16 protein-coding genes and 1 other RNA gene are annotated in these 22,347 nt (G+C 55.9%); 6 read left to right on the top strand and 11 right to left on the bottom strand.

The window, feature by feature from the left end; genetic code table 11:
- The 10 genes from ACIQ0R_RS03085 to gyrA form a co-directional block, all read right to left on the bottom strand.
- On the bottom strand, nucleotides 1-772 hold a 772-nt coding region (locus tag ACIQ0R_RS03085; protein WP_395823564.1), incomplete at its 3' end, for a S1 RNA-binding domain-containing protein.
- Nucleotides 773-974: 202 nt separating this feature from the next.
- On the bottom strand, nucleotides 975-1,646 hold the full coding sequence (gene cmk / locus ACIQ0R_RS03090; RefSeq protein ID WP_395823566.1) for a (d)CMP kinase: 672 nt from the start codon (nucleotides 1,644-1,646) through the stop codon (nucleotides 975-977).
- 90 nt (nucleotides 1,647-1,736) lie between these two features.
- A complete protein-coding gene (locus ACIQ0R_RS03095) occupies nucleotides 1,737-1,910 on the bottom strand; it encodes a hypothetical protein (protein WP_395823568.1) in 174 nt (57 codons plus the stop codon).
- A gap of 63 nt (nucleotides 1,911-1,973) precedes the next feature.
- Entirely contained in the window at nucleotides 1,974-5,267 is a 3,294-nt protein-coding gene (locus ACIQ0R_RS03100; RefSeq protein ID WP_395823570.1) for an SNF2-related protein, read from the bottom strand.
- 15 nt (nucleotides 5,268-5,282) lie between these two features.
- Nucleotides 5,283-6,623, bottom strand: coding sequence for a 3-phosphoshikimate 1-carboxyvinyltransferase (gene aroA / locus ACIQ0R_RS03105; RefSeq protein ID WP_395823572.1), 1,341 nt, complete (start codon nucleotides 6,621-6,623; stop codon nucleotides 5,283-5,285).
- Between the two features lie 20 nt (nucleotides 6,624-6,643).
- The gene (locus ACIQ0R_RS03110; RefSeq protein ID WP_395823574.1) at nucleotides 6,644-7,522 is read right to left on the bottom strand and encodes a prephenate dehydrogenase; all 879 of its coding nucleotides are present in this window, start codon (nucleotides 7,520-7,522) and stop codon (nucleotides 6,644-6,646) included.
- 121 nt (nucleotides 7,523-7,643) lie between these two features.
- Nucleotides 7,644-8,750, bottom strand: a complete 1,107-nt coding sequence (gene hisC, locus ACIQ0R_RS03115; RefSeq protein ID WP_395823576.1) for a histidinol-phosphate transaminase — start codon at nucleotides 8,748-8,750, stop codon at nucleotides 7,644-7,646.
- A 68-nt stretch (nucleotides 8,751-8,818) separates the two neighbouring features.
- Complete coding sequence (gene pheA, locus ACIQ0R_RS03120) at nucleotides 8,819-9,892, bottom strand: prephenate dehydratase (RefSeq protein ID WP_395823578.1); 1,074 nt, start codon at nucleotides 9,890-9,892, stop codon at nucleotides 8,819-8,821.
- A 92-nt stretch (nucleotides 9,893-9,984) separates the two neighbouring features.
- Entirely contained in the window at nucleotides 9,985-11,085 is a 1,101-nt protein-coding gene (serC, locus tag ACIQ0R_RS03125) for a 3-phosphoserine/phosphohydroxythreonine transaminase (RefSeq protein WP_395823580.1), read from the bottom strand.
- Nucleotides 11,086-11,361: 276 nt separating this feature from the next.
- Nucleotides 11,362-14,007 (bottom strand): DNA gyrase subunit A, encoded by a 2,646-nt coding sequence (gene gyrA / locus ACIQ0R_RS03130; RefSeq protein ID WP_395823582.1) that lies wholly within the window; start codon nucleotides 14,005-14,007, stop codon nucleotides 11,362-11,364.
- 351 nt (nucleotides 14,008-14,358) lie between these two features.
- Between gyrA and ACIQ0R_RS03135 the strand changes: the two genes are divergently transcribed.
- From ACIQ0R_RS03135 to ssrA, 6 genes are all read left to right on the top strand, one after another.
- Nucleotides 14,359-15,042, top strand: a complete 684-nt coding sequence (locus ACIQ0R_RS03135) for an OmpA family protein (RefSeq protein WP_395823584.1) — start codon at nucleotides 14,359-14,361, stop codon at nucleotides 15,040-15,042.
- A 279-nt stretch (nucleotides 15,043-15,321) separates the two neighbouring features.
- Nucleotides 15,322-15,960 carry an outer membrane protein OmpA gene (gene ompA, locus ACIQ0R_RS03140; protein WP_395823586.1) on the top strand — a complete coding sequence of 213 codons (639 nt, stop codon included), beginning with the start codon at nucleotides 15,322-15,324 and terminating at the stop codon, nucleotides 15,958-15,960.
- Nucleotides 15,961-16,166: 206 nt separating this feature from the next.
- Nucleotides 16,167-16,862 (top strand): bifunctional 2-polyprenyl-6-hydroxyphenol methylase/3-demethylubiquinol 3-O-methyltransferase UbiG, encoded by a 696-nt coding sequence (gene ubiG / locus ACIQ0R_RS03145; RefSeq protein WP_395823588.1) that lies wholly within the window; start codon nucleotides 16,167-16,169, stop codon nucleotides 16,860-16,862.
- A 132-nt stretch (nucleotides 16,863-16,994) separates the two neighbouring features.
- Complete coding sequence (locus tag ACIQ0R_RS03150; protein ID WP_395823590.1) at nucleotides 16,995-17,651, top strand: HAD family hydrolase; 657 nt, start codon at nucleotides 16,995-16,997, stop codon at nucleotides 17,649-17,651.
- A gap of 261 nt (nucleotides 17,652-17,912) precedes the next feature.
- Nucleotides 17,913-21,578 carry a DUF748 domain-containing protein gene (locus ACIQ0R_RS03155; protein ID WP_395823592.1) on the top strand — a complete coding sequence of 1,222 codons (3,666 nt, stop codon included), beginning with the start codon at nucleotides 17,913-17,915 and terminating at the stop codon, nucleotides 21,576-21,578.
- A gap of 75 nt (nucleotides 21,579-21,653) precedes the next feature.
- Nucleotides 21,654-22,016: a transfer-messenger RNA gene (gene ssrA, locus ACIQ0R_RS03160) on the top strand.
- Nucleotides 22,017-22,031: 15 nt separating this feature from the next.
- Here the strand turns inward: ssrA and ACIQ0R_RS03165 are convergent.
- The gene (locus ACIQ0R_RS03165; RefSeq protein ID WP_395823594.1) at nucleotides 22,032-22,259 is read right to left on the bottom strand and encodes a hypothetical protein; all 228 of its coding nucleotides are present in this window, start codon (nucleotides 22,257-22,259) and stop codon (nucleotides 22,032-22,034) included.
- Nucleotides 22,260-22,347: the final 88 nt, after the last annotated feature.

A 22,347-nucleotide genomic window follows, 5' to 3' on the forward strand; every position in this document is an offset into this window, starting at 1 on the left:
TCAGAACCTTGGCAGTGATCTCTTGACCAACTGTCAGCACTTCCGATGGGTGACGCACACGACGCCATGCCAGATCGGTGATGTGCAACAGGCCGTCGATGCCGCCCAGATCCACGAACGCGCCGTAGTCGGTGATGTTCTTGACCACGCCGGTCACGATGGTGCCTTCTTTCAGGGTTTCCATCAGCTTTTGGCGCTCTTCGCCCATCGATGCTTCGATAACGGCACGACGCGACAACACAACGTTGTTACGCTTGCGATCGAGCTTGATGACCTTGAATTCCATGGTCTTGCCTTCGAACGGCGTAGTGTCCTTGACCGGACGAGTGTCGACCAGCGAACCCGGCAGGAATGCGCGGATGCCGTTGGTCAGAACGGTCAGACCGCCCTTTACCTTGCCATTGACAGTACCGGTAACGATCTCGCCGGACTCCATCGCTTTTTCCAGCGAGAGCCACGATGCCAGACGCTTGGCCTTGTCACGCGACAGGATGGTGTCGCCGAAACCGTTTTCCAGCGATTCGATCGCGACGGAGATGAAATCGCCGACGGCCACTTCGAGTTCGCCGTTGTCATTTTTAAATTCTTCGATTGGAATGAAGGCTTCGGACTTGAGGCCGGCATTGACGATAACGAAGTTATGGTCAAGGCGTACGACTTCAGCAGAAATCACTTCACCAGAACGCATGTCTTGACGTGACAGCGATTCTTCAAACAGCGCGGCGAATTCATCGGCACCGGCAGATACAGGGAACAGAACAGTGATGGACATAGTTTTGACTAGTTGACAGTATTGCCGCGCAATGCAACTACTCAGGCAGAGGCGGTCAATATTGGGTTAGGTTTTTCAACGCTCGATCAGACTTTGCGTCAGATCGAACACCAAGGTACTGCAAAAAACAATGCGTTTAACCCCGCATGAGGTCAAACGCCTGGCACAATTGCGTAAAAAAATTGCTTGGAACAACTTCTACTCAGATCTGCCTGGTGGCAGCGTACCAACCGAGCACCTGTTCCACAGCCTCGTCGGCCGTCATCTCAGAAGTATCCAGCAAATACGCCCCTCCAGCAGCCCTCAACGGGGCAGAGCTGCGATTGATGTCGCGCGCATCACGTTCCATCAAATCTTTTAAGAGGTGTTGCATAATAGCAGAAACCCCCTTTTCAATCAATTGCTTATAGCGACGTTGCGCCCTGGCCTCAACGCTTGCGGTTAAAAACACCTTCAAGCCAGCGTGCGGGAAAATCACGGTCCCCATGTCGCGCCCATCAGCGACCAGCCCGGGATGCTGACGAAAACTCAGTTGCAGGCCGTACAAGGCTTGCCTGACCGTTGGTATAGCAGCAATTTTTGAGGCTAGATTGCCGACCTCTTCGGCCCGGATATCGTTCGATACATCTTCGCTTGCCAGGAAAATATGCGCACCGCTGAAATGGCAATGCAAGTGCTGGGCCGCCTTGGCCAGCGCATGTTCGTCATCCAGCGCAATATTGCGGCGCAGCACGGACAATGCCGTCAGTCGGTACAAAGCGCCGGAGTCGAGATAATGAAAACCGAGATGCTGCGCGACCTTTTGCGCAACTGTACCCTTGCCGGATGCCGTTGGACCGTCGATGGTGATGACAGGAATGTGGGTGTTGGACATAGGAATATTCGGTGGTAATTGAAAAATGAAAGCAATATTTTTTCGTTAAAATTTATTGATATGTGTTTATTTATATCCACTCATATCTATTTATGGGTCGGACAAAGGCGCGAAAATGGCTTGTAAATCGTCTTGCGTCAATCCGACATTGCGAGTCTCGTCCAACGGCGATAGCATCGCTTGCGCCAGATCGGCCTTTCTCTGCTGCAACAACTGGATACTCCCCTCCACCGTTCCCTTGGCAATCAGCTTGTAGACAAACACCGGCTTGTCCTGGCCGATGCGCCAGGCGCGATCGGTAGCCTGGCTTTCTGCCGCCGGATTCCATCAGGGATCGTAATGGATCACGGTGTCGGCAGCCGTCAGATTGAGTCCGACGCCGCCGGCTTTCAGGCTGATCAGGAATACCGGCACCGCCCCCTCCTGGAACATCCGCACCGGTTCGGCCCGATCCTGCGTGGCGCCGGTCAGCAACGCATAACCGATATCGCGTTGATCCAGTTCCTCAGCAATCAGGCTCAGCATACTGGTGAACTGCGAGAACACCAGGATACGGCGACCTTCCTGCCGCAACTCATCGAGCATCTCCAGCAACTCCGCCAGTTTGGCTGACGGCGTATCTGGCGGTGCCGCCATGACGTCGTCCAATATGACGTCGCCCAATAAATCGCTCTTGATCAGACGCGGATCGCAGCATGCCTGACGCAACTTCAACAACGCTTCCAGAATCACGATATAGCTGCGCGCGACGCCTTTTTTTGCTACCTCTTCACGCACCTTTTTGTCCATCACCAGGCGCACATTTTCATACAGGTCGCGCTGTGCACCGGTCAAGGTCACGCTACGTATCATCTCAGTCTTCGGCGGCAATTCTGTGGCGACCTTGTCCTTGGTTCGACGCAGCATGAAGGGTTTGATGCGTTGCCCCAACAGCGCGCGCCGGTTGGCGTCACCCTGCTTTTCGATCGGATGACGGAAATCGCGATTGAAACTTTTCTCGTCACCCAACAAACCCGGCAACAGAAAATGAAATTGCGCCCACAGTTCCCCCAAATGGTTTTCCACCGGCGTGCCGGTCAGGCAAAGCCGGTGTCGTGTATTGAGCAAGGACACGCTCTGCGCGACTTTGGAGCGCGGGTTCTTGATGTAGTGCGCTTCATCCAGGATCAACAGATGAAATGCATGCTCAAGCCAGCGCTGTTCGTCGCGCGGCAGCAGCGCATAGGTGGTCAGCACCAGATCATACTCACCGATCTGTTCAAACTGTTCCAGCCGCTGCTTGCCCTGCAATACCAACACCCGCAGATCTGGGGCGAAGCGTGCCGCCTCCTGCTGCCAGTTATCCATCAGGCTGGTCGGCGCAATCACCAGCGCCGGCGAGGTCAAGCGCCCACCCTGCTTTTCGAGCAATATGTGGGCAAGCGTTTGCACCGTTTTGCCCAGCCCCATATCGTCAGCGAGGATGCCGGCCAAGTCGTATTCGCGCAGGAATTGCATCCACGCGACCCCTTCCAACTGATAGTCGCGCAATGTCGCCTGCAGACCTGGTGGCGCTGTAATCTTCCGGATTCCACCGAAGGTGCTGAGTCTCTGCCCCATGCTACGCAAGCGGTCGCCGCCGATCCAGCGCAGTTTGGCGCCAGTATCGAGCTCCGCCAGGCGCGCCGCATCAAGCGTTGACAAACGTACCGGCCCCTCCGCTTTCTCAGCGAAATACAATTCGCCCAGCGTGTTCAGAATTGGCTTGATACGCCCCCAAGGCATGGCGACATGCACGCCATCGGCCAGCCGCACCAGTAATTCCTCGGTATCGTCGCGTTGCGCCAGCGCGCGCGGATCGAAATCCTGCGGCGCCCGCCGGATCAAATCGACCAGCAACGGCAGCAACGGCACGCGCTGGTGGTTGACCACAATGCCGAGTTCGAGCTCGAAAGATGTGCTGGCTGCCTGCCGGTCGCCCTCGTGGCTTTCGCCGATTTCGGCATACCAGTCTTCTACCTCGGCAACATCGAAACGGTATTCGGCGCGCTTGTCGATCTGCCAGCCTTGCTCGACTAAGCGCGGCAATCCGTCTCTCGCAAAACGTAGCCAGGCCGCTTGATCCGGCAGCATGAACATGCCGGGCATCATTGCCAGCGGGTGCTGACTGCCTTGCAGCGGCAGCATGCCGAGCTCAAGCAGAGACTGCCTGAAGCCCTCTTCGAGAGCCTGGTCGCGCACGATTTGTTCGATGCCGGCCGGCGTGCTGCGGCTTACCGTAGGCGCGAACAACACCGATACCAGTTCGCCGTCATAACGAAAATGCAGTTCAGCAAAATCCTGCATCGCAGGATTGCTGATGTTCGGCAAATTCCCCAGAACCAGCAAGGGCCGCGGCGCAATATGCTCGCGGATTATTTGTGGCGTTTGTGGTGGAAACGGAATTACTTCGCTCAACCCCTGCGCCAGCAATTGCTGCGCCACAGCTAAACAATCGTGGGAATCGAGCAGCGGTGCCTGAATCACCAAATCGTTAAGTGCCTTGCTGTAAATCCTGGTATCACGCTGCGAAAGTTGTAGCTCACCACATGACAGGTTGTCGATATACCAGGGCGGCTCTGTTGGCAGCAGGTAATCGATATTCTTGCGAACCGGCGTCTGATTCGGCATCGATGTATCGCTCGGCTCAGCTTCAAATTGCCAGCCGAGTTGCAGCTTGTCGCTGCCGACATCGCGGCCATCATCACGATCCGGGCGCACCGCCTCATACCAGGCCAGGCTGGCGCGGCGCGTGGCGGCCAGCTGCAGCGGATAGGCAGTACCTTTCGATAAATCGGCCAGTGAATTCGCCCATAGCACACGCTGTTGCTGCAACAGCGACAGCAATAACTGCGCGCCGAGTTTTCCGCTCAATTCGCAAGCCGCGTGCTGCGCGTGATTGCCGTCGTTCTGCGCCACGAACAAGCCGATCAGATCGCGATCTTCAGCACGCAGCAATACCGACGGATCAGCCAGCAAACGTGGCACATCGGTTATCGGCTGCGCGGCAGAAAACTGGCCGTTAGGGCGTTGCAGGGCCTTACACAAATGCAGCACCGCCTTCTTGCCGTTGTAGGCGGAAGACAGCACGAATACAACATGATGCGTCGCGACTTTCTGGCGCAGCCCAGGCTGCTGCGGCAACGCTCCGGTACCGGCTCCAGCTATTTCGCTTTCGACTCGTCCCAGCCATGCTTCCATCGGCCGTGCAAGTGTCGATTTAAGTTCCGGCGTGGCCAATGGCTTCGCCAACACTGGCGCGCTTAGCGCTACCAACGCCTGATCGTGCGTCGAATCCGGTTGCCATTGCAGCTTGCCGCCGCGACCGTGTCGTTGCAGAAATTCGATCAACGCCGCCGCCACATGCTTGCAGTGGTTGCCGACCGGGCAGGAACATGCACTCTCGATATCCGGCGCATCGTCAAACGTCGACAAGATAATCTCTTGGCGATAGACGTTGCTGCCACTGCCCTGGACGACAGCATTAATGACATCGCCATCCTGTTTCAGCGCAAGCACCCGGCGCTGCAGCACGTACTCCTGAGCGCGATCGTAGGTTACCGGGCGAAACAGATCGCGCACATCGTCAAGTGTCAAATTCATGCGCGGTCTGCCAAGTTACAAAAGTGTCTGCTCGGCGATTTGCGCGAACACACTGAAATAATCAGGGAAAGTCTTGGCAACGCATTTCGGATCGTTGATGCGCACAGTGGTGCCGCGCCGCGCCGCGCCGTCGAGAGCGGCTAACGAAAAACACATGGCCATCCGATGATCGTCATAAGTATCGATGGTGGCTGGCCGCAATTGCAGCGGCGGCGTCACGCGCAGGTAATCGCTACCCTCTTCAATCAGCGCGCCCAATTTACGCAACTCGGTCGCCATTGCACTGAGGCGATCGGTTTCCTTGACGCGCCAGCTGGCGATATTGCGCAAGGTGCTTGGGCCGTCCGCGTAAAGCGCAGCCACCGCAATCGTCATGGCTGCATCGGGGATGTGATTGAAATCGGCATCGATGGCTTTCAACACACCGTTCGAGGACGACTCGATCCAGTTGTCGCCCATGGTTATCCTGGCCCCCATCCGTTGCAACGCATCGACAAAACGTACATCACCCTGAATGCTATCCTTGCCGACGCCTTCGACCCGCATTGGGCCGCCGGCAATTGCGCCTGCCGCCAGAAAATAGGAGGCTGAAGAAGCATCACCCTCGACGTGAATACTCTGCGGGCTTTGATACCGCTGGCCTGCCGCGACGGTAAATGATTGCCAACCGTCGCGTTCCACGGCCACGCCAAAACGGCGCATGAGATTGAGCGTGATTTCAATGTAAGGCTTGGAAATTAGTTCACCGACCACCTCGACCGTCACTGCTTCATGCCTGGCCATCAACGGCGCGGCCATCAGCAGCGCGGTCAGGAACTGGCTCGAGACGTTGCCGCGCACCTGCATCCGCTGCGCCCGCAACTGCCCGCGCTGAATGTGCAAGGGTGGATAGCCGGCCACACCTGTGTAGGAGATCCGGGTGCCGACTGCATTCAAGGCATCGACCAGATCGCCGATCGGCCGCTCGTGCATGCGCGCTACGCCATGCAATGTGTAATCGCCGCCGATAGCCGCCAAGGCCGCCGTCAGCGGGCGGATAGCAGTGCCGGCATTGCCCATGAACAGATCTGCCTGGCGCACCGGAAAACTGCCATTGCAGCCCTGTACGAGATAGGTTTGCGATCCCTCTTGCTGTTCCCAGACAACGCCCAACTGCTTGAGCGCCATCAGCATCACTAGCGTATCGTCCGATGCCAGCAAATCGTGAATCTGCGTGGTGCCGTTAGCCAGTGCCGCCAACAGCAAGGTGCGATTGGAAATGCTCTTGGAACCGGGCAGCCGGACCGTGCCACGCACCTGCGCCACCGGATGCAGATCCAGATGTTCGGGATAGTGCTGTGTTCGTTGGGTACTCATCAATCGCCACCTTCCTTGTTCTATTGTTCGGCCGTCTCAATGGCGCTGATCCAGCCATGCCTGGCCCGCTGAGCATTGCTGTAGATGGCCTCGATGGCCGCACCATCGGCGGCCGCCAGCAAAGCCCGCAACCGGGTTAATTGCTCCAGATAAGCGTCCAACTCGCTCAGCAAAGCGCTCTGATTAGCCAAAGAAATATCACGCCACATTTCCGGCGAAGAGCCGGCGATACGGGTAAAGTCACGGAAACCACCACCCGCATATTGGAAAAGATCAGCCGCGTGCGGCTTGTTTGCGATGTCGTCCACCAACGCATAGGCCAACACATGCGGCAAATGGCTGACCGCCGCAAAAATGGCATCGTGCTGCTGCGCTGATAAGCGATGAATGGAGGCGCCACATTGCTGCCACGCGCTGGCCACCGTGGCGATATCCTGTTCGGCATTTTCCGGTAACGGCGTCAACACCGTTTTCTTGCCGACATACAGATCGGCCAGCGCTGCTTCGGGGCCGTTTTGTTCGCGTCCGGCGATTGGATGGCCGGGCACGAATTGCGCGCTCTTACCGCCCAATGCAGCCCTTGCCGCCGCCACCACATCGGACTTGGTACTGCCCGCGTCGGTAACGATAGTCCCGGCTTGCAGATGCGGGGCGATGCTGGTGAGAATGGCTGCGGTCTGCGCCACCGGCGCCGCGATCAGGATCAGGTCGGCGCCGCCGACGGCATCCGCAACTGAAGCGGCGGCGACATCGATGATGCCCAGTTGGCGCGCACGTTCCAGCGTCGCGGCATGGCGACCGACGCCGACTATTTGCTCCGCTGCGCCGGCCTTCTTCAAGGCCAGTGCAAAAGATCCGCCGATCAAACCCACACCGAATATTGCGATTTTCTTGAACACGACTGTCGCCTGTTGCGTTTGCGTTAATAAAAAATAAAAATTGAAACCGGGTTATTGTCCTAGCAAACGGACAAACGGACAAACGGACCAACGGACAACCCGATCAAGTTGACCGATTGGGTCAAGCTAACAATGTCTTCAATGCGTCGATGAACGCCGTATTTTCATTCGGCAAGCCGATGGTGACACGCAGCCATTGCGGCAAACCGTAGTTGCCGACCGGGCGCACGATGATGCCTTGCTTCAGCAACGCCAGATTGACCCGCGCGCCAGCGTTATCATCGTCGCCAACCTTGACCAGCACGAAATTGCCGTACGAGGGCACATAGTTGAGACCCAGTTCCTCGAACGCCTGTGTCAATTGGTGATAACCGTCACGATTCAACTGCGCGCTACGTTGCAAGAACGCGCTATCGTTCAATGCCGCAACCGCAGCGGCTTGTGCCAGCGAGTTGACATTGAAAGGCTGGCGGATCCGATTCAACAAATCGGTGATGACCGGTTGCGCAATCCCAAAGCCAATGCGCAAACCCGCCAGTCCGTAAGCTTTCGACATGGTGCGCGACACCAGCAGGTTCAGATACTTGCGGACCCAGACAATCGATTCATACTGCAATTCCGGCGGCAGGTATTCGTTGTAGGCTTCGTCCAGCACCACCACGGTTTGCGCCGGCACGCGCGCCAGGAACGCCTCGATGTCGGCGGCAGGAATGAAAGTACCGGTCGGGTTGTTAGGATTGGCGATGAAGATGAGCTTGGTGTCTGAGGTAATGGCGTTGGCCATCACATCCAGATCATGGCCAAATTCCTTGGCCTTGACCACGATTGCCCGCGCGCCGACGGCCTGCGTCGCCAGTGCGTACACCAGGAAAGAATATTGCGCATACATGGTGGCCTGGCCCGCCTGCACGAAAGCGTGCGTGGCCAATTCGAGAATGTCGTTGCTGCCGTTGCCCAGGGTGATCCAGTCGGCCGGCACATCGTACTTGGCAGTGATCGCTGCTTTCAGATCGAAACCGTTGGCATCCGGATAGCGGCCAATATCGGCTACCGCCTGCTGCATCGCCAGACGTGCCGATTCCGGCATGCCGAGCGGATTTTCGTTGGACGCCAGTTTGACAATCCTGGCTTCGTCGAGACCGAACTCGCGGGCGACTTCGGCAATCGGCTTACCGCCCTGATACGGGGCGATGGCGCGCACATACTCTGGACCTAATTGAATTGACATTGTCTGCTTTCGCAACGAAAGATTGAAAGATTGAAAGATTGAAGGAATAAAAATTGGGTCCGGCCGGATCAAAAACTGCGTGGGTACGAGCCCAGTAACTTGTAGAACGCCGCATTCTGTTTCAGCTCAGCCAGCGCCTTGACCACCTTGTCGTCATCCGCATGGCCTTCGATGTCGACATAAAAATAATATTCCCAGGCACCCATGCGCGCCGGCCGCGACTCAAAACGCGTCATAGATACGCCATGTTTAGCGAGCGGTGCCAGCAGGCTGTAGACCGCACCCGCCTTGTTCGCCACCGATAGCACCAGAGAGGTCTGGTCCTTGCCGCTGGCTGCCGTTTGCAGGCGTCCGATCACGGCAAAACGGGTGCGGTTGTGCGGATCATCCTGAATGTGAGCGCTGACAATCTGCAAGCCATATTTTTCTGCTGCGATCTCACCGGCAATCGCCGCCAGCGTCGGATCCTCACTCGCCATACGCGCCGCTTCAGCGTTGGAGGCCACCGCCTGCCGTTCCAGCAACGGATAATGCTGATTGAGCCAGGCGTTGCATTGCGCCAGCGCCTGCGAATGCGCACAAATGCGAGCCGCCGTATTCATCGAGCCATCTTTGCTCATCAAGCTGTGATGCACAGGGATCGATACTTCGCCACTAATGCTGAGTGTAGTTTGCAGCAGCAAATCGAGAGTGCGATTGATCACGCCCTCGGACGAGTTCTCGATCGGTACCACACCGAAATCTGCGGTGCCGGCTTCGGCCGCGCGAAATACTTCATCAATCGACACGCAAGCGAGGCTCTCCACCGCATGACCGAACTGCTGGTAGACCGCCTGCTCGCTGAAGGTTCCGGCAGGGCCAAGATAGGCCACCGTAACGCGTTTTTCCAACGCACGGCAAGCCGACATGACTTCACGGAAAATGGTCTGAACGTCGCCGCCCTGCAACGGCCCGGGATTGCGCTCGGCAACCTTGAGCAATACCTGCGCTTCGCGCTCGGGACGGAACACCGGGGCATTGGTCTCGGCCTTCATATGGCCAACCTCTTGCGCGATTTGCGCACGACGGTTAAGTAAGACCAGGATTTCCGCATCAATGGCATCAATCTGTTGACGCAACGGCAGGAGTTTATCTTCGCTCATGATGACTGTATTTCTATCTGTGATTCTATCTGTAGTTCTGTTGTCAGGTAAAAGCGGCAAGCGCCGACAACGAGAATGACTATGCGAATTCTTTAGCCGCGATGCCTCTCAAACTCTTTCAGGTAGTCGACCAGCGCCTGCACGCCTTCAAGCGGCATCGCGTTGTAAATCGATGCGCGCATGCCACCCACCGACTTGTGCCCCTTCAACTGCAACAAGCCGCGCTCCTTGGCGCCGGCCAGAAAAGCTTCGTTCAACACCTCATCGGCCAGGAAGAACGGTACGTTCATGCGTGAACGACAATTGCTGGCGATCTTGGTGCGATAAAAATCGGTGGAATCCAGATACGCGCAAAGCAATGCCGCCTTGGCGATATTGCGCTGCTCCATCGCGGCAACCCCGCCCTGCTTCTTGATCCACTGGAACACCAGCCCGGCGATGTAGATCGCATAGGTCGGCGGCGTGTTGTACATCGAATCGTTGTCAGCAACAATTTTCCAGTTGAATGCCGAGGGGCAGGCCGGCAACGCATGCCCCAGCAGATCTTCGCGCACCAACACCAGCGTCAGACCGGCAGGACCGATATTCTTTTGTGCGCCGCCGTAAATCACGCCATATTGGGAGACATCGACCACGCGCGACAGAATGTGCGAGGACATGTCGGCCACCAGCGGTGCATTGTTGGTCTCGGCCGCGATATCGGGGGTGAATTGATACTCGACGCCGTCGATCGTTTCATTAGTGCAGATATGCACATAGGCCGGGTCTTTCGACAATTGCCAGTTGTCGCGCGCCGGAATGCAAGAAAACTGCTTATCTTCTGACGACGCGGCGACGTTGACATTGCCGTAACGCTTGGCTTCCTTGAGCGACTTGGTCGACCAGGAGCCGGTATTGATGTAATCAGCGCTTGCAGGCTGCTCCTTGCGGCCCATCAGGTTCAACGGCACGATCGCATTTTCGGCAATCGCACCGCCTTGCATAAACAGCAGTTTGTAATTTGACGGCACTGCAAACAACTCGATGAAGTCCTGCTGCGCAGCCGCCAGGATCGACATAAACTCCTTGCCGCGATGACTCATTTCCATCACCGACATGCCGCTGCCATGCCAATCCAGCATCTCGGCCGCAGCCTGCTGCAACACTTCTTTCGGTAATACGGCGGGGCCGGCGGAAAAATTATAGATAGGCATGATGAATATTGTCAGATGAAAACAGAGAATGACGACGAACCAACAGATGGCGTTACCGGAAGGTCAAAGAAGAACATGAAAGCTAAGGTGCAACAATTGCCGTCAATCCAGCCAATGAGAACATCCGTGCTGAGCTTGACATGTATCTCTGCGTTGGCGGGGACGACATAGCGCATGTTCTATCAAAACAGTAACCAAAACTACCTAACCGCAATCTGCGCTCCGGATAATGCGCACCCCGGTTGCCAGCCAGGATGCGGCAGTCTCTTTCTTTATTTACTCAACGACCGGCTCAGCTCCGCCTGCTTCGCCGGTGCCAGCATCGACACTAGCATCGGCCTCAACGTCGGACTCTACCACCCGCTGTAAACCGCTCAGCTTGGTGCTGTCTTCCACCGCGATCAGCGTCACGCCCTGCGTCGCCCGGCCCATTTCACGAATTTCTGCGACACGGGTGCGTATCAGGACACCGCCGGTGGTGATCAGGATAATTTCATCACTCGCATCAACCAATGTTGCGGCGACTACCTTGCCGTTACGCTCGCTGGTCTGAATCGCAATCATGCCCTTGGTACCGCGACCATGGCGAGTGTACTCGGTGATAGGAGTACGTTTTCCGAAGCCGTTTTCGGTTGCCGTCAATACCGATTGCTGTTCGTTTTCGGCGACCAGCAAGGCAATAACCTGCTGCCCTTCTTCCAGATTCATGCCACGCACACCGCGCGCGGTGCGCCCCATCGGGCGTACATCGTTTTCATCGAAGCGCACCGCCTTGCCAGAGTCGGAGAACAACATCACATCGTGCCGGCCATCTGTCAGCGCTGCGCCGATCAGGAAATCGCCCTCATCCAGATCAACCGCGATAATGCCAGCCTTGCGCGGATTGCTGAAGTCGGACAACGGCGTTTTCTTGACGGTGCCGAGGCTGGTCGACATGAACACGTAGCGGTCTTCAGGGAAGCTGCAGTTATCGCCAGACAAGGGCAGTACGACGGTAATTTTCTCGCCATCCTGCAGCGGGAACATGTTGACGATCGGCTTGCCGCGCGAGTTGCGCGAACCTTGCGGTACTTCCCATATCTTCAGCCAGTACAGACGGCCGCGATTACTGAAGCACAAAATATAATCATGGGTATTGCCGACGAACAGTTGATCGATCCAGTCGTCGTCCTTGGTCGCCATAGCTTGCTTGCCACGGCCACCGCGTTTTTGTGCGCGGTATTCGGAAACCGGCTGCGCTTTCATGTAGCCGGTGTGCGATAACGTCACCACCATGTCCTGCGGGGTGATCAAGTCCTCGGTACCGAGATCGGTAGGATTGTGTTCGATTTGCGAACGACGTACATCCTTATTGCCGATGCCGTATTCGTTCTTGGCCGCAGTCATTTCATCAGTGATGATGACGGTGACGCGCTCCGGCTTGGCCAGGATATCGAGCAAGTCAGCGATCTGCGCCATCACATCTTTGTACTCATTGACGATCTTGTCCTGCTCCAGACCGGTCAAACGCTGCAAGCGCATCTGCAAGATTTCCTGCGCCTGATCGTCGGACAGCTTGTACAAGCCATCGGCTTGAATACCGTAATGCTTCGGCAGGTTTTCCGGACGGAACGATTCGATGCCACCAAGGTTTTCCTCGCCAGTACGGGCCAGCATTTCGCGCACCATCGATGAATCCCAGGCACGCGCCATCAGTTCGGATTTCGCCACAGGCGGCGTTGGTGCGGCCTTGATCAGCGCAATGAAATCATCGATATTCGCCAGTGCCACTGCCAAACCTTCCAACACATGTCCGCGTTCGCGCGCCTTGCGCAGTTCGAACACGGTGCGGCGCGTCACGACTTCGCGGCGATGCGACAGGAAACATTCCAGCATCTGCTTCAGGTTCAGCAGCTTCGGCTGACCATCCACCAACGCCACCATGTTCATGCCGAACGTGTCTTGCAACTGTGTCTGTTTGTACAGATTGTTGAGCACCACCTCGGCTACTTCACCGCGCTTGAGCTCGATCACCACGCGCATGCCGGACTTGTCCGACTCATCGCGCAGATCCGAAATGCCTTCCAGCTTCTTGTCACGCACCAGCTCGGCGATACGCTCCAACAAGGCCTTCTTGTTAACCTGATACGGCAACTCGTCAATGATGATCGCGGTGCGCCCGTCACGACCGAACTCTTCGAAGTGAGTCTTGGCACGCATGACCACGCGGCCGCGGCCGGTGCGATAACCGTCACGTACGCCGGAGACGCCATAGATGATGCCGGCGGTCGGAAAATCCGGTGCCGGGATGATTTCAATGAGCTCATCAATCGCGCATTCCGGATTACGCAGCACATGCAGTGCGCCGTCGATCACCTCGGTCAGATTGTGTGGCGGTATATTGGTCGCCATACCGACAGCAATACCCGAGGAACCGTTGATCAGCAGGTTCGGAATGCGGGTCGGCAACACCGACGGTTCCTTTTCCTTGCCGTCGTAGTTTGGCACGAAATCGACGGTTTCTTTGTCCAGATCAGCCAGCAACTCGCCCGCGATCTTGTCAAGGCGGCACTCGGTGTAACGCATCGCCGCAGCGCCGTCGCCGTCGATAGAGCCGAAATTGCCCTGACCATCCACTAGCATGTAGCGCAACGAGAACGGCTGGGCCATCCGCACCAGCGTGTCGTAAATCGACGCGTCGCCGTGAGGATGGTATTTACCCATCGTCTCACCAACCACGCGCGCGCATTTGACGAAGGGGCGGTTCCATACATTGTTCATTTCATGCATGGCGAACAAGACCCGGCGATGCACCGGCTTGAGGCCGTCGCGAACATCCGGCAGCGCACGGCCGACGATCACGCTCATTGCGTAATCGAGATAGCTCTTGCGCATTTCTTCTTCGAGGGAAATCGGGATTGTTTCTTTAGCGAATTGATCCATTAGCGAGTCGGCGAGTCTTTACTTGGGTTGATCGATCACAGATATATTAATACGGCTATTTGCATAATAAAAAACCAGGCAGCTGAACACAGCCAGCGGCCCTTGCACAAACAGCCAGACCGATATTCGGAGCTAAAAAAACGGCATAAAGCCGGCCTCTGCTCAGAACGACGGTAGTTGGGCGCATGATTTTAGCACGCGGGGGCTGCGCTTCTGGCTTTTCAGGCAGGCAGCGCACCGCATACCTGCGGCGGGAAACGCTATACGCCAAAAAATATGTTTAAATGCCGCCCTGCCAGGCAATCAGGCTCTTTTGCCAGCGCCTAGCCGCCACTTCTCTCAGGAAACAATATGCGTCATAAAATTGCACTGAGCCTGCTCCTTGGCTCTGCTCTCGGCCTCGCCGCCAACACAAGCTTTGCCCAAACTACCGATATCCGAGCAACAACCGAAAAAAATGCCTACCTGCACGATGGTCGCGGACCGATCGTACGCAGCCAGGATGGCTTGTGCTGGCGCTCCGGTTTTTGGGAGCAAGATGACGCGATGACCGGCTGCGACGGCGCACTGGTACCGCCGGTGATGAAAGCAATTGCGCCAGATCTCGCGGAAAACCCATTAATTGCAAATAAAGAACCGGCCCTTTCTAAGGCAATCGTTCCGCAATGCAATATCACTTTGTCGAGTGACCAGACCTTTAACTTCGGTAAGGCAACCCTGACCGCTATTGCCAAAAAGCACATCGAACAAGAAGTGATTGGCAAACTGACAATCTGCAACAGCACCGGGATAATCATAGTGACCGGCTATACGGACCGTATTGGCTCGGCGAAATATAACCAACGGTTATCAAAACAACGCGCCACCAGCGTTGCTGCATATTTGAAAAGCAAAGGTGTCGGCAATCGGATGGATATCGTCGGTGCCGGCGACGCGCAACCGGTTTCCAAGTGCAGCCCGACACTTAGCCATAAACAGCTTATCGATTGCCTCAGCCCGGACCGCAGAGTCGTAATAAAAATGCAAACAGATTAAAATAATTTCGATATTTTTCTTATAGCAATGTAAGATGTTGCCGGCAGAGATGTTTTCATAATGTTATGTTGTATGAAGACAACGAAGCGGGCAAAACGTATGCTGGATCATTTGGCATCCTTCGCTAGCGATAGCAGCCTGTGGCAGAATGGTGGTCAAGTTCATTGCGTGTGGTCAATCCCTCACGTAACGGCCTGAACCACGTGGTACTATCCAATTTTTGATGTCGTATATTAGTTGCGCAGTTAATCTGCGGATATCTCAACCGAGAGGAGAAACATGAATAAATTAGTAAAACTCGTCTTCGCTGCGTCCGCAGTCGTCGCACTCTCTGCCTCTGCGCAGGAAATCAAAGATATCCAGGCACCTACCCCAAACAGCGCCTACGTTCAAAGCTCAAACGGTATCGTAGCACGTGACCCGTACGGTCTGTGCTGGCACACCGGCTACTGGACACCAGCTGACTCGGTTCCAGGTTGCGACGGCGAAATTGCCCAAGCTGCACCGGTTCCAGTTGCACCAACTCCAGCGCCAGTAGCGCCACCGCCACCGCCACCGGTATCGCAAAAGGTAACTTTTGCTGCTGATGCATTCTTTGACTTCGACAAAGCTGTCCTGAAGCCAGAAGGCAAAGCAAAACTGGATGACCTGACATCGAAACTGGGCGCAATCAACCTGGAAGTCATCATCGCTGTTGGTCACACTGACTCGATCGGTTCCGTTGCTTACAACCGAAAACTGTCGGTTCGTCGCGCTGAAGCTGTTAAGGCATACCTGGTACACAAGGGTGTCGAAGCTAAACGTGTCTACACCGAAGGTAAAGGCAAATCGCAACCAGTCGCTGACAACAAGACAGCTGCTGGCCGCGCTAAAAACCGTCGCGTTGAAATCGAAGTTGTTGGTACACGTACCAACTAATCGATTCAAACTCGATCAGAACCCCGCCTAGGCGGGGTTTTTTTTGTCTGTACAAGATTGAACGTTCCGAGGGCCGTATCGGCCATCAGGCATAACGCTTTCCTGCACAACAAGGTCGCAAAGCAAGCGCTGCCCTCGCAGACTTTGTTCGTTTTTTAATCGGGTTTGAAACCGCAAAACCTGACTTTCCAGCTATGATTCGTCTTATGAACGCAGACCCCTCAGAACTCAAGAAATTCAGCGATCTGGCTCACCATTGGTGGGACCCTGAGTCGGAATTCCGCCCGTTGCACGAAATCAACCCGCTACGCCTTGAATGGATCAATTCGCGCGCCTCGCTCGCCGGCAAAAACGTTGTCGACGTAGGTTGCGGCGGCGGCATCCTGGCTGAATCAATGGCCAGGAAGGGAGTCAAGGTAACCGGCATTGACCTGTCGGACAAGGCATTGAAGGTTGCCGACCTGCATAGTCTGGAATCCGGGATCGAAGTTCGCTATGAGAAAATCGCAGCGGAAGACCTGGCGCAGCGCGAAGCGGCGCAATTCGATGTCGTCACATGCATGGAAATGCTGGAGCATGTGCCAAATCCGGCATCGATCGTGCGCGCTTGCGCAACACTGGTCAAACCCGGCGGCCAAGTCTTCTTTTCGACCCTGAACCGCAATCCAAAAGCATATCTGCAGGCAGTCATCGGTGCCGAATACCTGTTGCGCATGCTACCCAAAGGTACGCACGATTATGCCAAGTTCATCACGCCGGCCGAACTGGCGCAATTTGCGCGTAACGCCGGGCTGACGATCGATACGTTGCGCGGCATGAGCTACAACCCGCTCACCCGCATCTATTCGCTTAACCAGGATACTGCAGTCAACTATCTGATGGCATGCACCAGGCCGGCCTAGAATGCCAGCCTCTGACTATTGTTGCGGGCAAACTCATTGAGTCCATTGTGGCAATACAACTGGCCGGATTTATGAAACTGATTAGAAAGTGACTACGCCACGGCCTGCCACTTTCACTACCGAGGAACCTCCATGTCATTGCCAATCCCTCGCGTAATCCTGTTCGATCTCGACGGCACGCTTGCCGACACCGCTCCGGATCTGGCCGCCGCCATGAATCGCGTACGTAAAGATCGTGGACTTGAGGAGACGCCATACGAACAACTGCGCCCACATACCTCAGCCGGTGCGCGCGGCTTGATCGGCGCGGCCTTCGGCCTCAAACCTGGCGATCTCGGCTTTAATGAATTGCGGGATGGCTTTCTCGATCACTATGCCGCCGCACTAGCGGTCAACAGTACATTGTTTGACGGCATTCCGGCATTGTTGAGGGATTTGCGGGAACGCAATCTCGGCTGGGGCGTAGTGACCAACAAGGCAGCACGTTTCACCGATCCACTGGTGCGCCTGATCGGCCTGGGAGATGCCGACTGCGTCATCTCGGGCGACACCACCGCCCATCCCAAACCCCATCCGGAGCCGTTGCTGGAAGCGGCACGTCGCCTCAACGTGGCGCCCCACGAATGCTGGTATGTCGGCGACGACCTGCGCGACATCCAGGCCGGACAGGCCGCTGGTATGGCAACGATTGCCGCAGCCTGGGGTTATTGCGGCGCAACCGAACCGGGTTCCTGGGCCGCTGATGCATTGATCGATACGCCGATTCAACTGCTGGCGCTGCTACCGTAAATATTACGCGCTATTTATTACGTAAAATTAAGCAGTAGCATTACGCGCCATTAAATATTACGCGCCATTTAATGCGTAAAATTAAGCAGCAACATGACGCGCCATTCATAGCTTGGCACTCACCGGAGGACCAAGCATCACATGGACAAGCGCTAGCCTCAATTCGCCGCTTGTTGCAACGTTTTCTCGGATTCTGATAAATTAGCTGGCTAATGCTGTCTGGCGGTATCTTGTCGACATCCGTATTCATAAGGAATAAAAATGGCAAATATCCCTCGTCCCTCGTGGCTCCCTCGCGCCATGCGCTGGGCGGGCATTGCGGTTGCGGTGCTGCTTTTACTGGCGCTTATCAGTTGGTTCGCAGTCCCACCGGTCGTCAAACATTTGGCGGAACAACAGGCCGAAGCGCAAATAGGCCGCAAGGTCAGCATCGGCAAGATCAGCTTCAATCCGTTCACGATTACACTGATCGCGTCCGATATCACGCTGTATGAACCAGACCAGACAACGCCGGCATTCTCCAACAAGACATTGCTGCTCAACGCTTCGTCAGCCTCATTGTTGCGGCTGGCGCCGGTATTGGATGAAGCGAAGCTGGTCGGCCCGAACCTGCATATCGTGCGCACCAGCGCCGAAGGCATCGGCCGCTACAATTTCTCCGACGTCATCGACCGCATCCTGGCGATGCCCAAGAGCGACAAACCGGCGATGTTTTCGCTCTCCAATATCCAGCTGGAAAACGGCACCATCAAGTTCGACGACAAGGTCACCAATAAGCTGGTCGATATCGAAGCGCTGAACATCGGCCTGCCGTACGTGTCGAATTTTCCAAGCAAGGTCGACACCTTTGTCCAGCCGCATTTATCGGCCAAGATCAACGGCACACCGTTCGACCTGAAAGGCCGCAGCAAACCATTCGCCGGCAACCAGGAGAAGGCGCTGGCGATCGATATCGATCAGCTCGATGTCGCCAGTTTTGCGGCGTTTTCGCCAGTGGCGTTGCCGCTGAAAATCGACAGCACGAAACTCTCCACCAAACTCGACCTGCGTTTTGTGCGTAACCAGGACAAACCCGACATCGTGCTGTCCGGCGCGATCAACCTGGCGGACGTGGCGCTGGCCGACAAGAATGCCGCGCCGCTGCTAAAAGCGCAGGCGATCAATGCAAATATCCATCAACTCAATCTACTCGAGGGCAGCGCCGCACTGGATCGGATTGATATCCAGCAACCGGAAGTCTGGCTCAATTTGAATGCCGACGGCAGCCTCAATTGGGCTGCTCTGAGCACCCCGGCAGCCAAACAGGATATCGCCAAGGATGCGCCGGAAAAGCCTGCCAGCGCTGCCCCCGCAATGACGCTCGCCAAGCTGAGTATTCACAACGGCACGGTCAACTGGCTGGATGCCGCCAATGCATCGCCGGCGCTGAACCTGCAAGTCAAGAACCTCGCACTGGATGCCAGCCAACTGTCGATGGCGGCTAATGCCAAACCGGCCACCATCAAACTATCAAGCGGCAGCGATGGCAACCAGCATATTCAGTTCATCGGCCAAATCACTCCGGCCAAGGGTGAGGTCGCTGGCAAAGTCAGCATCGATGCCTTGTCGCTAGCACAGTACCAACCTTACGTTAATCGCTCGCTGGCGGCGCTGCTGTCGGGCCAGTTGTCGCTCAACACCTTGCTCGCCATCGGTGAAGGCCGGATTCAATTGCATCGGCTCGGGATAGACGTCAACGACCTCAAGGTGGCAGCCAAAGCGCAAGCCGGCGGCAGCATCGGCGTCAAGAAAATCAGCCTGGAAAATGCCAGCATCGATACCAAAGCCCATACCTTCAACGCCAATGCACTGCGCCTGGCAGGTATCCAGGGCGATATCAGGCGCGATGCCCAAGGCCGACTCAACCTCCAACAATTCGTTGCCGCCGGGGCGCCACCAAAGGTGACTGGCGGTGCCGCGCCTGCTAAGAAAGCGGCACCGGACTGGATTGCCAACATCAATCAGTTTGCGATCGCCGACAGTGCCATTGCCTATCTCGACGACACAGTAAAACCGGCGGTAAAGCTACGAGCCGACGACTTCAACCTGACCGCAGACAACGTCCCCAGCAAGCTCGACAAATCCATCAAGATCAGCCTGCGCAGCCAGATCAACAAGAGCGGCAAATTATCGGCTGACGGTAACATCGCCGCGCAAATGAAGTCGCTCGAACTAGCCATCGATGCGCAGAACCTGCCGGTGTCGGCTCTGCAGCCCTACTTCACCGATTATCTGAACGTGACGCTGACCTCTGGCCTCGCCAGCACCAAAGGCAAACTCAGGCTGGTACCGCCCAGCGGCCGTCAGGAACTCGTCACCGACTATGACGGCACGCTGCACCTGGCCAATTTCCGGGTACTCGACAAGGAAAGTTCTGCGGATTTCCTGAAGTGGAAACTGCTCGATGTCAGCGGCATCAACGCCAGCATTGGCAGCCCTCGGCAACACGTAACGCTTGGAAAAATCGCGCTCGACGATTTCTATGCCCGCATCATCTTGTCCGAATCGGCAAAGCTCAACCTGCAAGATATTGTCGTTTCAAAGAATGCGCCGCCCGGCGCACCGAAGCCATCCCTGACTTCCGCCGAGGCTGGCGAAGGCATGGGCCAAGGCACAAAAAAAATCACGAAATCTACCGCCGAAGGCAGCACCACCATCGCCCCTATCGCTGCCGCACCATCGAAAGAAAATGCGCCGGCAATCAAGATCGGCGAAGTCGTCATTAAAGGCGACAATATCAACTACACCGACAACTTCGTCAAACCGAACTTCACCGCCAACATGACTGGCATGAACGGCGCGATCGGAGGGATCGCATCGGACAAGGCGGCGCCGGCAGCGATCGATCTCAATGGCAAGATCGATAACGACGCGCCGGTCGCCATTTCCGGCTCGCTCAATCCGTTGTTCAAACCGATTTTCCTCGACATCAAGGCTAGCGCCAACGGCGTCGAACTACCGCGCCTTACACCCTATACAGCCAAGTACGCCGGCTATGCCATCGAGAAAGGCAAGTTGTCGATGGATGTGAACTACCATATCGAGAACGACAAGCTGGTCGCGGACAACAGTGTCCGCATCGACCAACTCACTTTCGGCGACAAGATCGACAGTCCAACCGCCACCAAGCTGCCGGTGCTGCTGGCAGTAGCGCTACTGAAGGACCGTAATGGCCAGATCAACATCGATCTGCCGATTTCCGGTAGTTTGTCCGACCCGGAATTCTCAATCGGCGGCATCATTGTTCGCATCTTCATCAACCTGATCGTCAAGGCTGTCACATCGCCATTTGCGCTGATCAGCTCGGCATTCGGTGGTGGCGGCGACGAACTCGGCTACGCCGAATTCGCGCCTGGCTCGGTGACACTCACCGCCACCACGCAAAGCAAACTGGGCACTATCGCCAAAGCACTGAAAGACCGCCCCGCATTGAAGCTAGACCTGATCGGCCGCGTCGACCCGGTTACCGACACCGATGGCGTGCGCCAGCAAATATTGAATCGCAAACTGGCTGCGCTGAAACTCAAGGACTCGGTAAATCAAAGCGATGACACGCAGCCGGACGATGCTCCCTTGACCGAAGCCGACAAGCAAAAATACATGGTCAAAGTATACGGCACCGAAAAATTCGACAAGCCCCGCAACGCCATCGGCTTTGCCAAATCGCTGCCGGTAGCGGAAATGGAAAAACTAATTATCGACAACACGCAAGTGACCAAAGACGCATTAAGCGCACTGGCAACCCGACGCGCTGAAGCCGTCCGCTCCTACCTGGAAACCAAGGGTCAGATCCCACTCGAACGGATTTTCCTCATCGCGCCGAAACTGACAGCAGATGGCATCAAAGATAAGGGCCAACCGAATCGCGTCGATTTCGCCCTGAAATAATCCAGCCGCTACCCTTTCAATACCGGCAACGTCCTGACAGGCATCCCCCAAGTGCGTTACAATAGCGTCCTGCTTGGGGGCGACCTGGTTTCGACGTGGGTTACAAAGCAGCGCAGGGCATACCGAGGACCGACTACCTCGTAAATACAATCGGAATAGATCTAACTGCAAACGATAACTCGTACGCACTAGCCGCTTAATAGCCGGTTAGCTCTACACCATCTCGTCCCTGGGGTGGGCTGGTAAAACAGCAGTAGAGTCATTTACAGGGAATCGCTTTTAGTCGGGTTACCTGGCTAACAGTTAAATTTAGGTGACTCGCCTGAACGAAGCGTGTGCGTCCGCGTCGGCCGGGTTAAATCAAATGACAGCACTAAGTATGTAGAACTGTCTGTAGAGGGCTTGCGGACGCGGGTTCGATTCCCGCCGCCTCCACCAATATTTCCATTAAAATCAATGGCTTAGCGATTTAGTTGCGACATTAAATGGGGTGTTTTTGGGCTGTTTAGTTTCAAGAATGACAGCTTTGATTGCCATTGAAAACAACGCCGCGAACCAGCAATGATCGCGGCGTTGTTGCGTCCATGCGGCATCACCCACAATGCGCACGAAACGGGTCTGCATCAACAAATTGGCCGCTGGCTGTTGCGGCTGACCGAAAATTGACCCAGCAAAGGGCATAGTGCTGATTCAAAATTGACCCAGGTGTTCTACTTGTCCTGTCTAATTTTTAGGCAGGAGATATAAGGTGATCACCATGGAAATGTTA

Source organism: Collimonas sp., assembly GCF_044339385.1.
Classification (GTDB): domain Bacteria; phylum Pseudomonadota; class Gammaproteobacteria; order Burkholderiales; family Burkholderiaceae_D; genus Collimonas.

Coding starts and splice junctions, on each gene's coding strand:
- cmk (WP_395823566.1), bottom strand. CDS start 1,646: ATGTCCAACACCCACATTCCTGTCATCACCATCGACGGTCCAACGGCA.
- ACIQ0R_RS03100 (WP_395823570.1), bottom strand. CDS start 5,267: ATGAATTTGACACTTGACGATGTGCGCGATCTGTTTCGCCCGGTAACC.
- aroA (WP_395823572.1), bottom strand. CDS start 6,623: ATGAGTACCCAACGAACACAGCACTATCCCGAACATCTGGATCTGCAT.
- hisC (WP_395823576.1), bottom strand. CDS start 8,750: ATGTCAATTCAATTAGGTCCAGAGTATGTGCGCGCCATCGCCCCGTAT.
- pheA (WP_395823578.1), bottom strand. CDS start 9,892: ATGAGCGAAGATAAACTCCTGCCGTTGCGTCAACAGATTGATGCCATT.
- serC (WP_395823580.1), bottom strand. CDS start 11,085: ATGCCTATCTATAATTTTTCCGCCGGCCCCGCCGTATTACCGAAAGAA.
- gyrA (WP_395823582.1), bottom strand. CDS start 14,007: ATGGATCAATTCGCTAAAGAAACAATCCCGATTTCCCTCGAAGAAGAA.
- ACIQ0R_RS03135 (WP_395823584.1), top strand. CDS start 14,359: ATGCGTCATAAAATTGCACTGAGCCTGCTCCTTGGCTCTGCTCTCGGC.
- ompA (WP_395823586.1), top strand. CDS start 15,322: ATGAATAAATTAGTAAAACTCGTCTTCGCTGCGTCCGCAGTCGTCGCA.
- ubiG (WP_395823588.1), top strand. CDS start 16,167: ATGAACGCAGACCCCTCAGAACTCAAGAAATTCAGCGATCTGGCTCAC.
- ACIQ0R_RS03150 (WP_395823590.1), top strand. CDS start 16,995: ATGTCATTGCCAATCCCTCGCGTAATCCTGTTCGATCTCGACGGCACG.
- ACIQ0R_RS03155 (WP_395823592.1), top strand. CDS start 17,913: ATGGCAAATATCCCTCGTCCCTCGTGGCTCCCTCGCGCCATGCGCTGG.
- ACIQ0R_RS03165 (WP_395823594.1), bottom strand. CDS start 22,259: ATGCCCTTTGCTGGGTCAATTTTCGGTCAGCCGCAACAGCCAGCGGCC.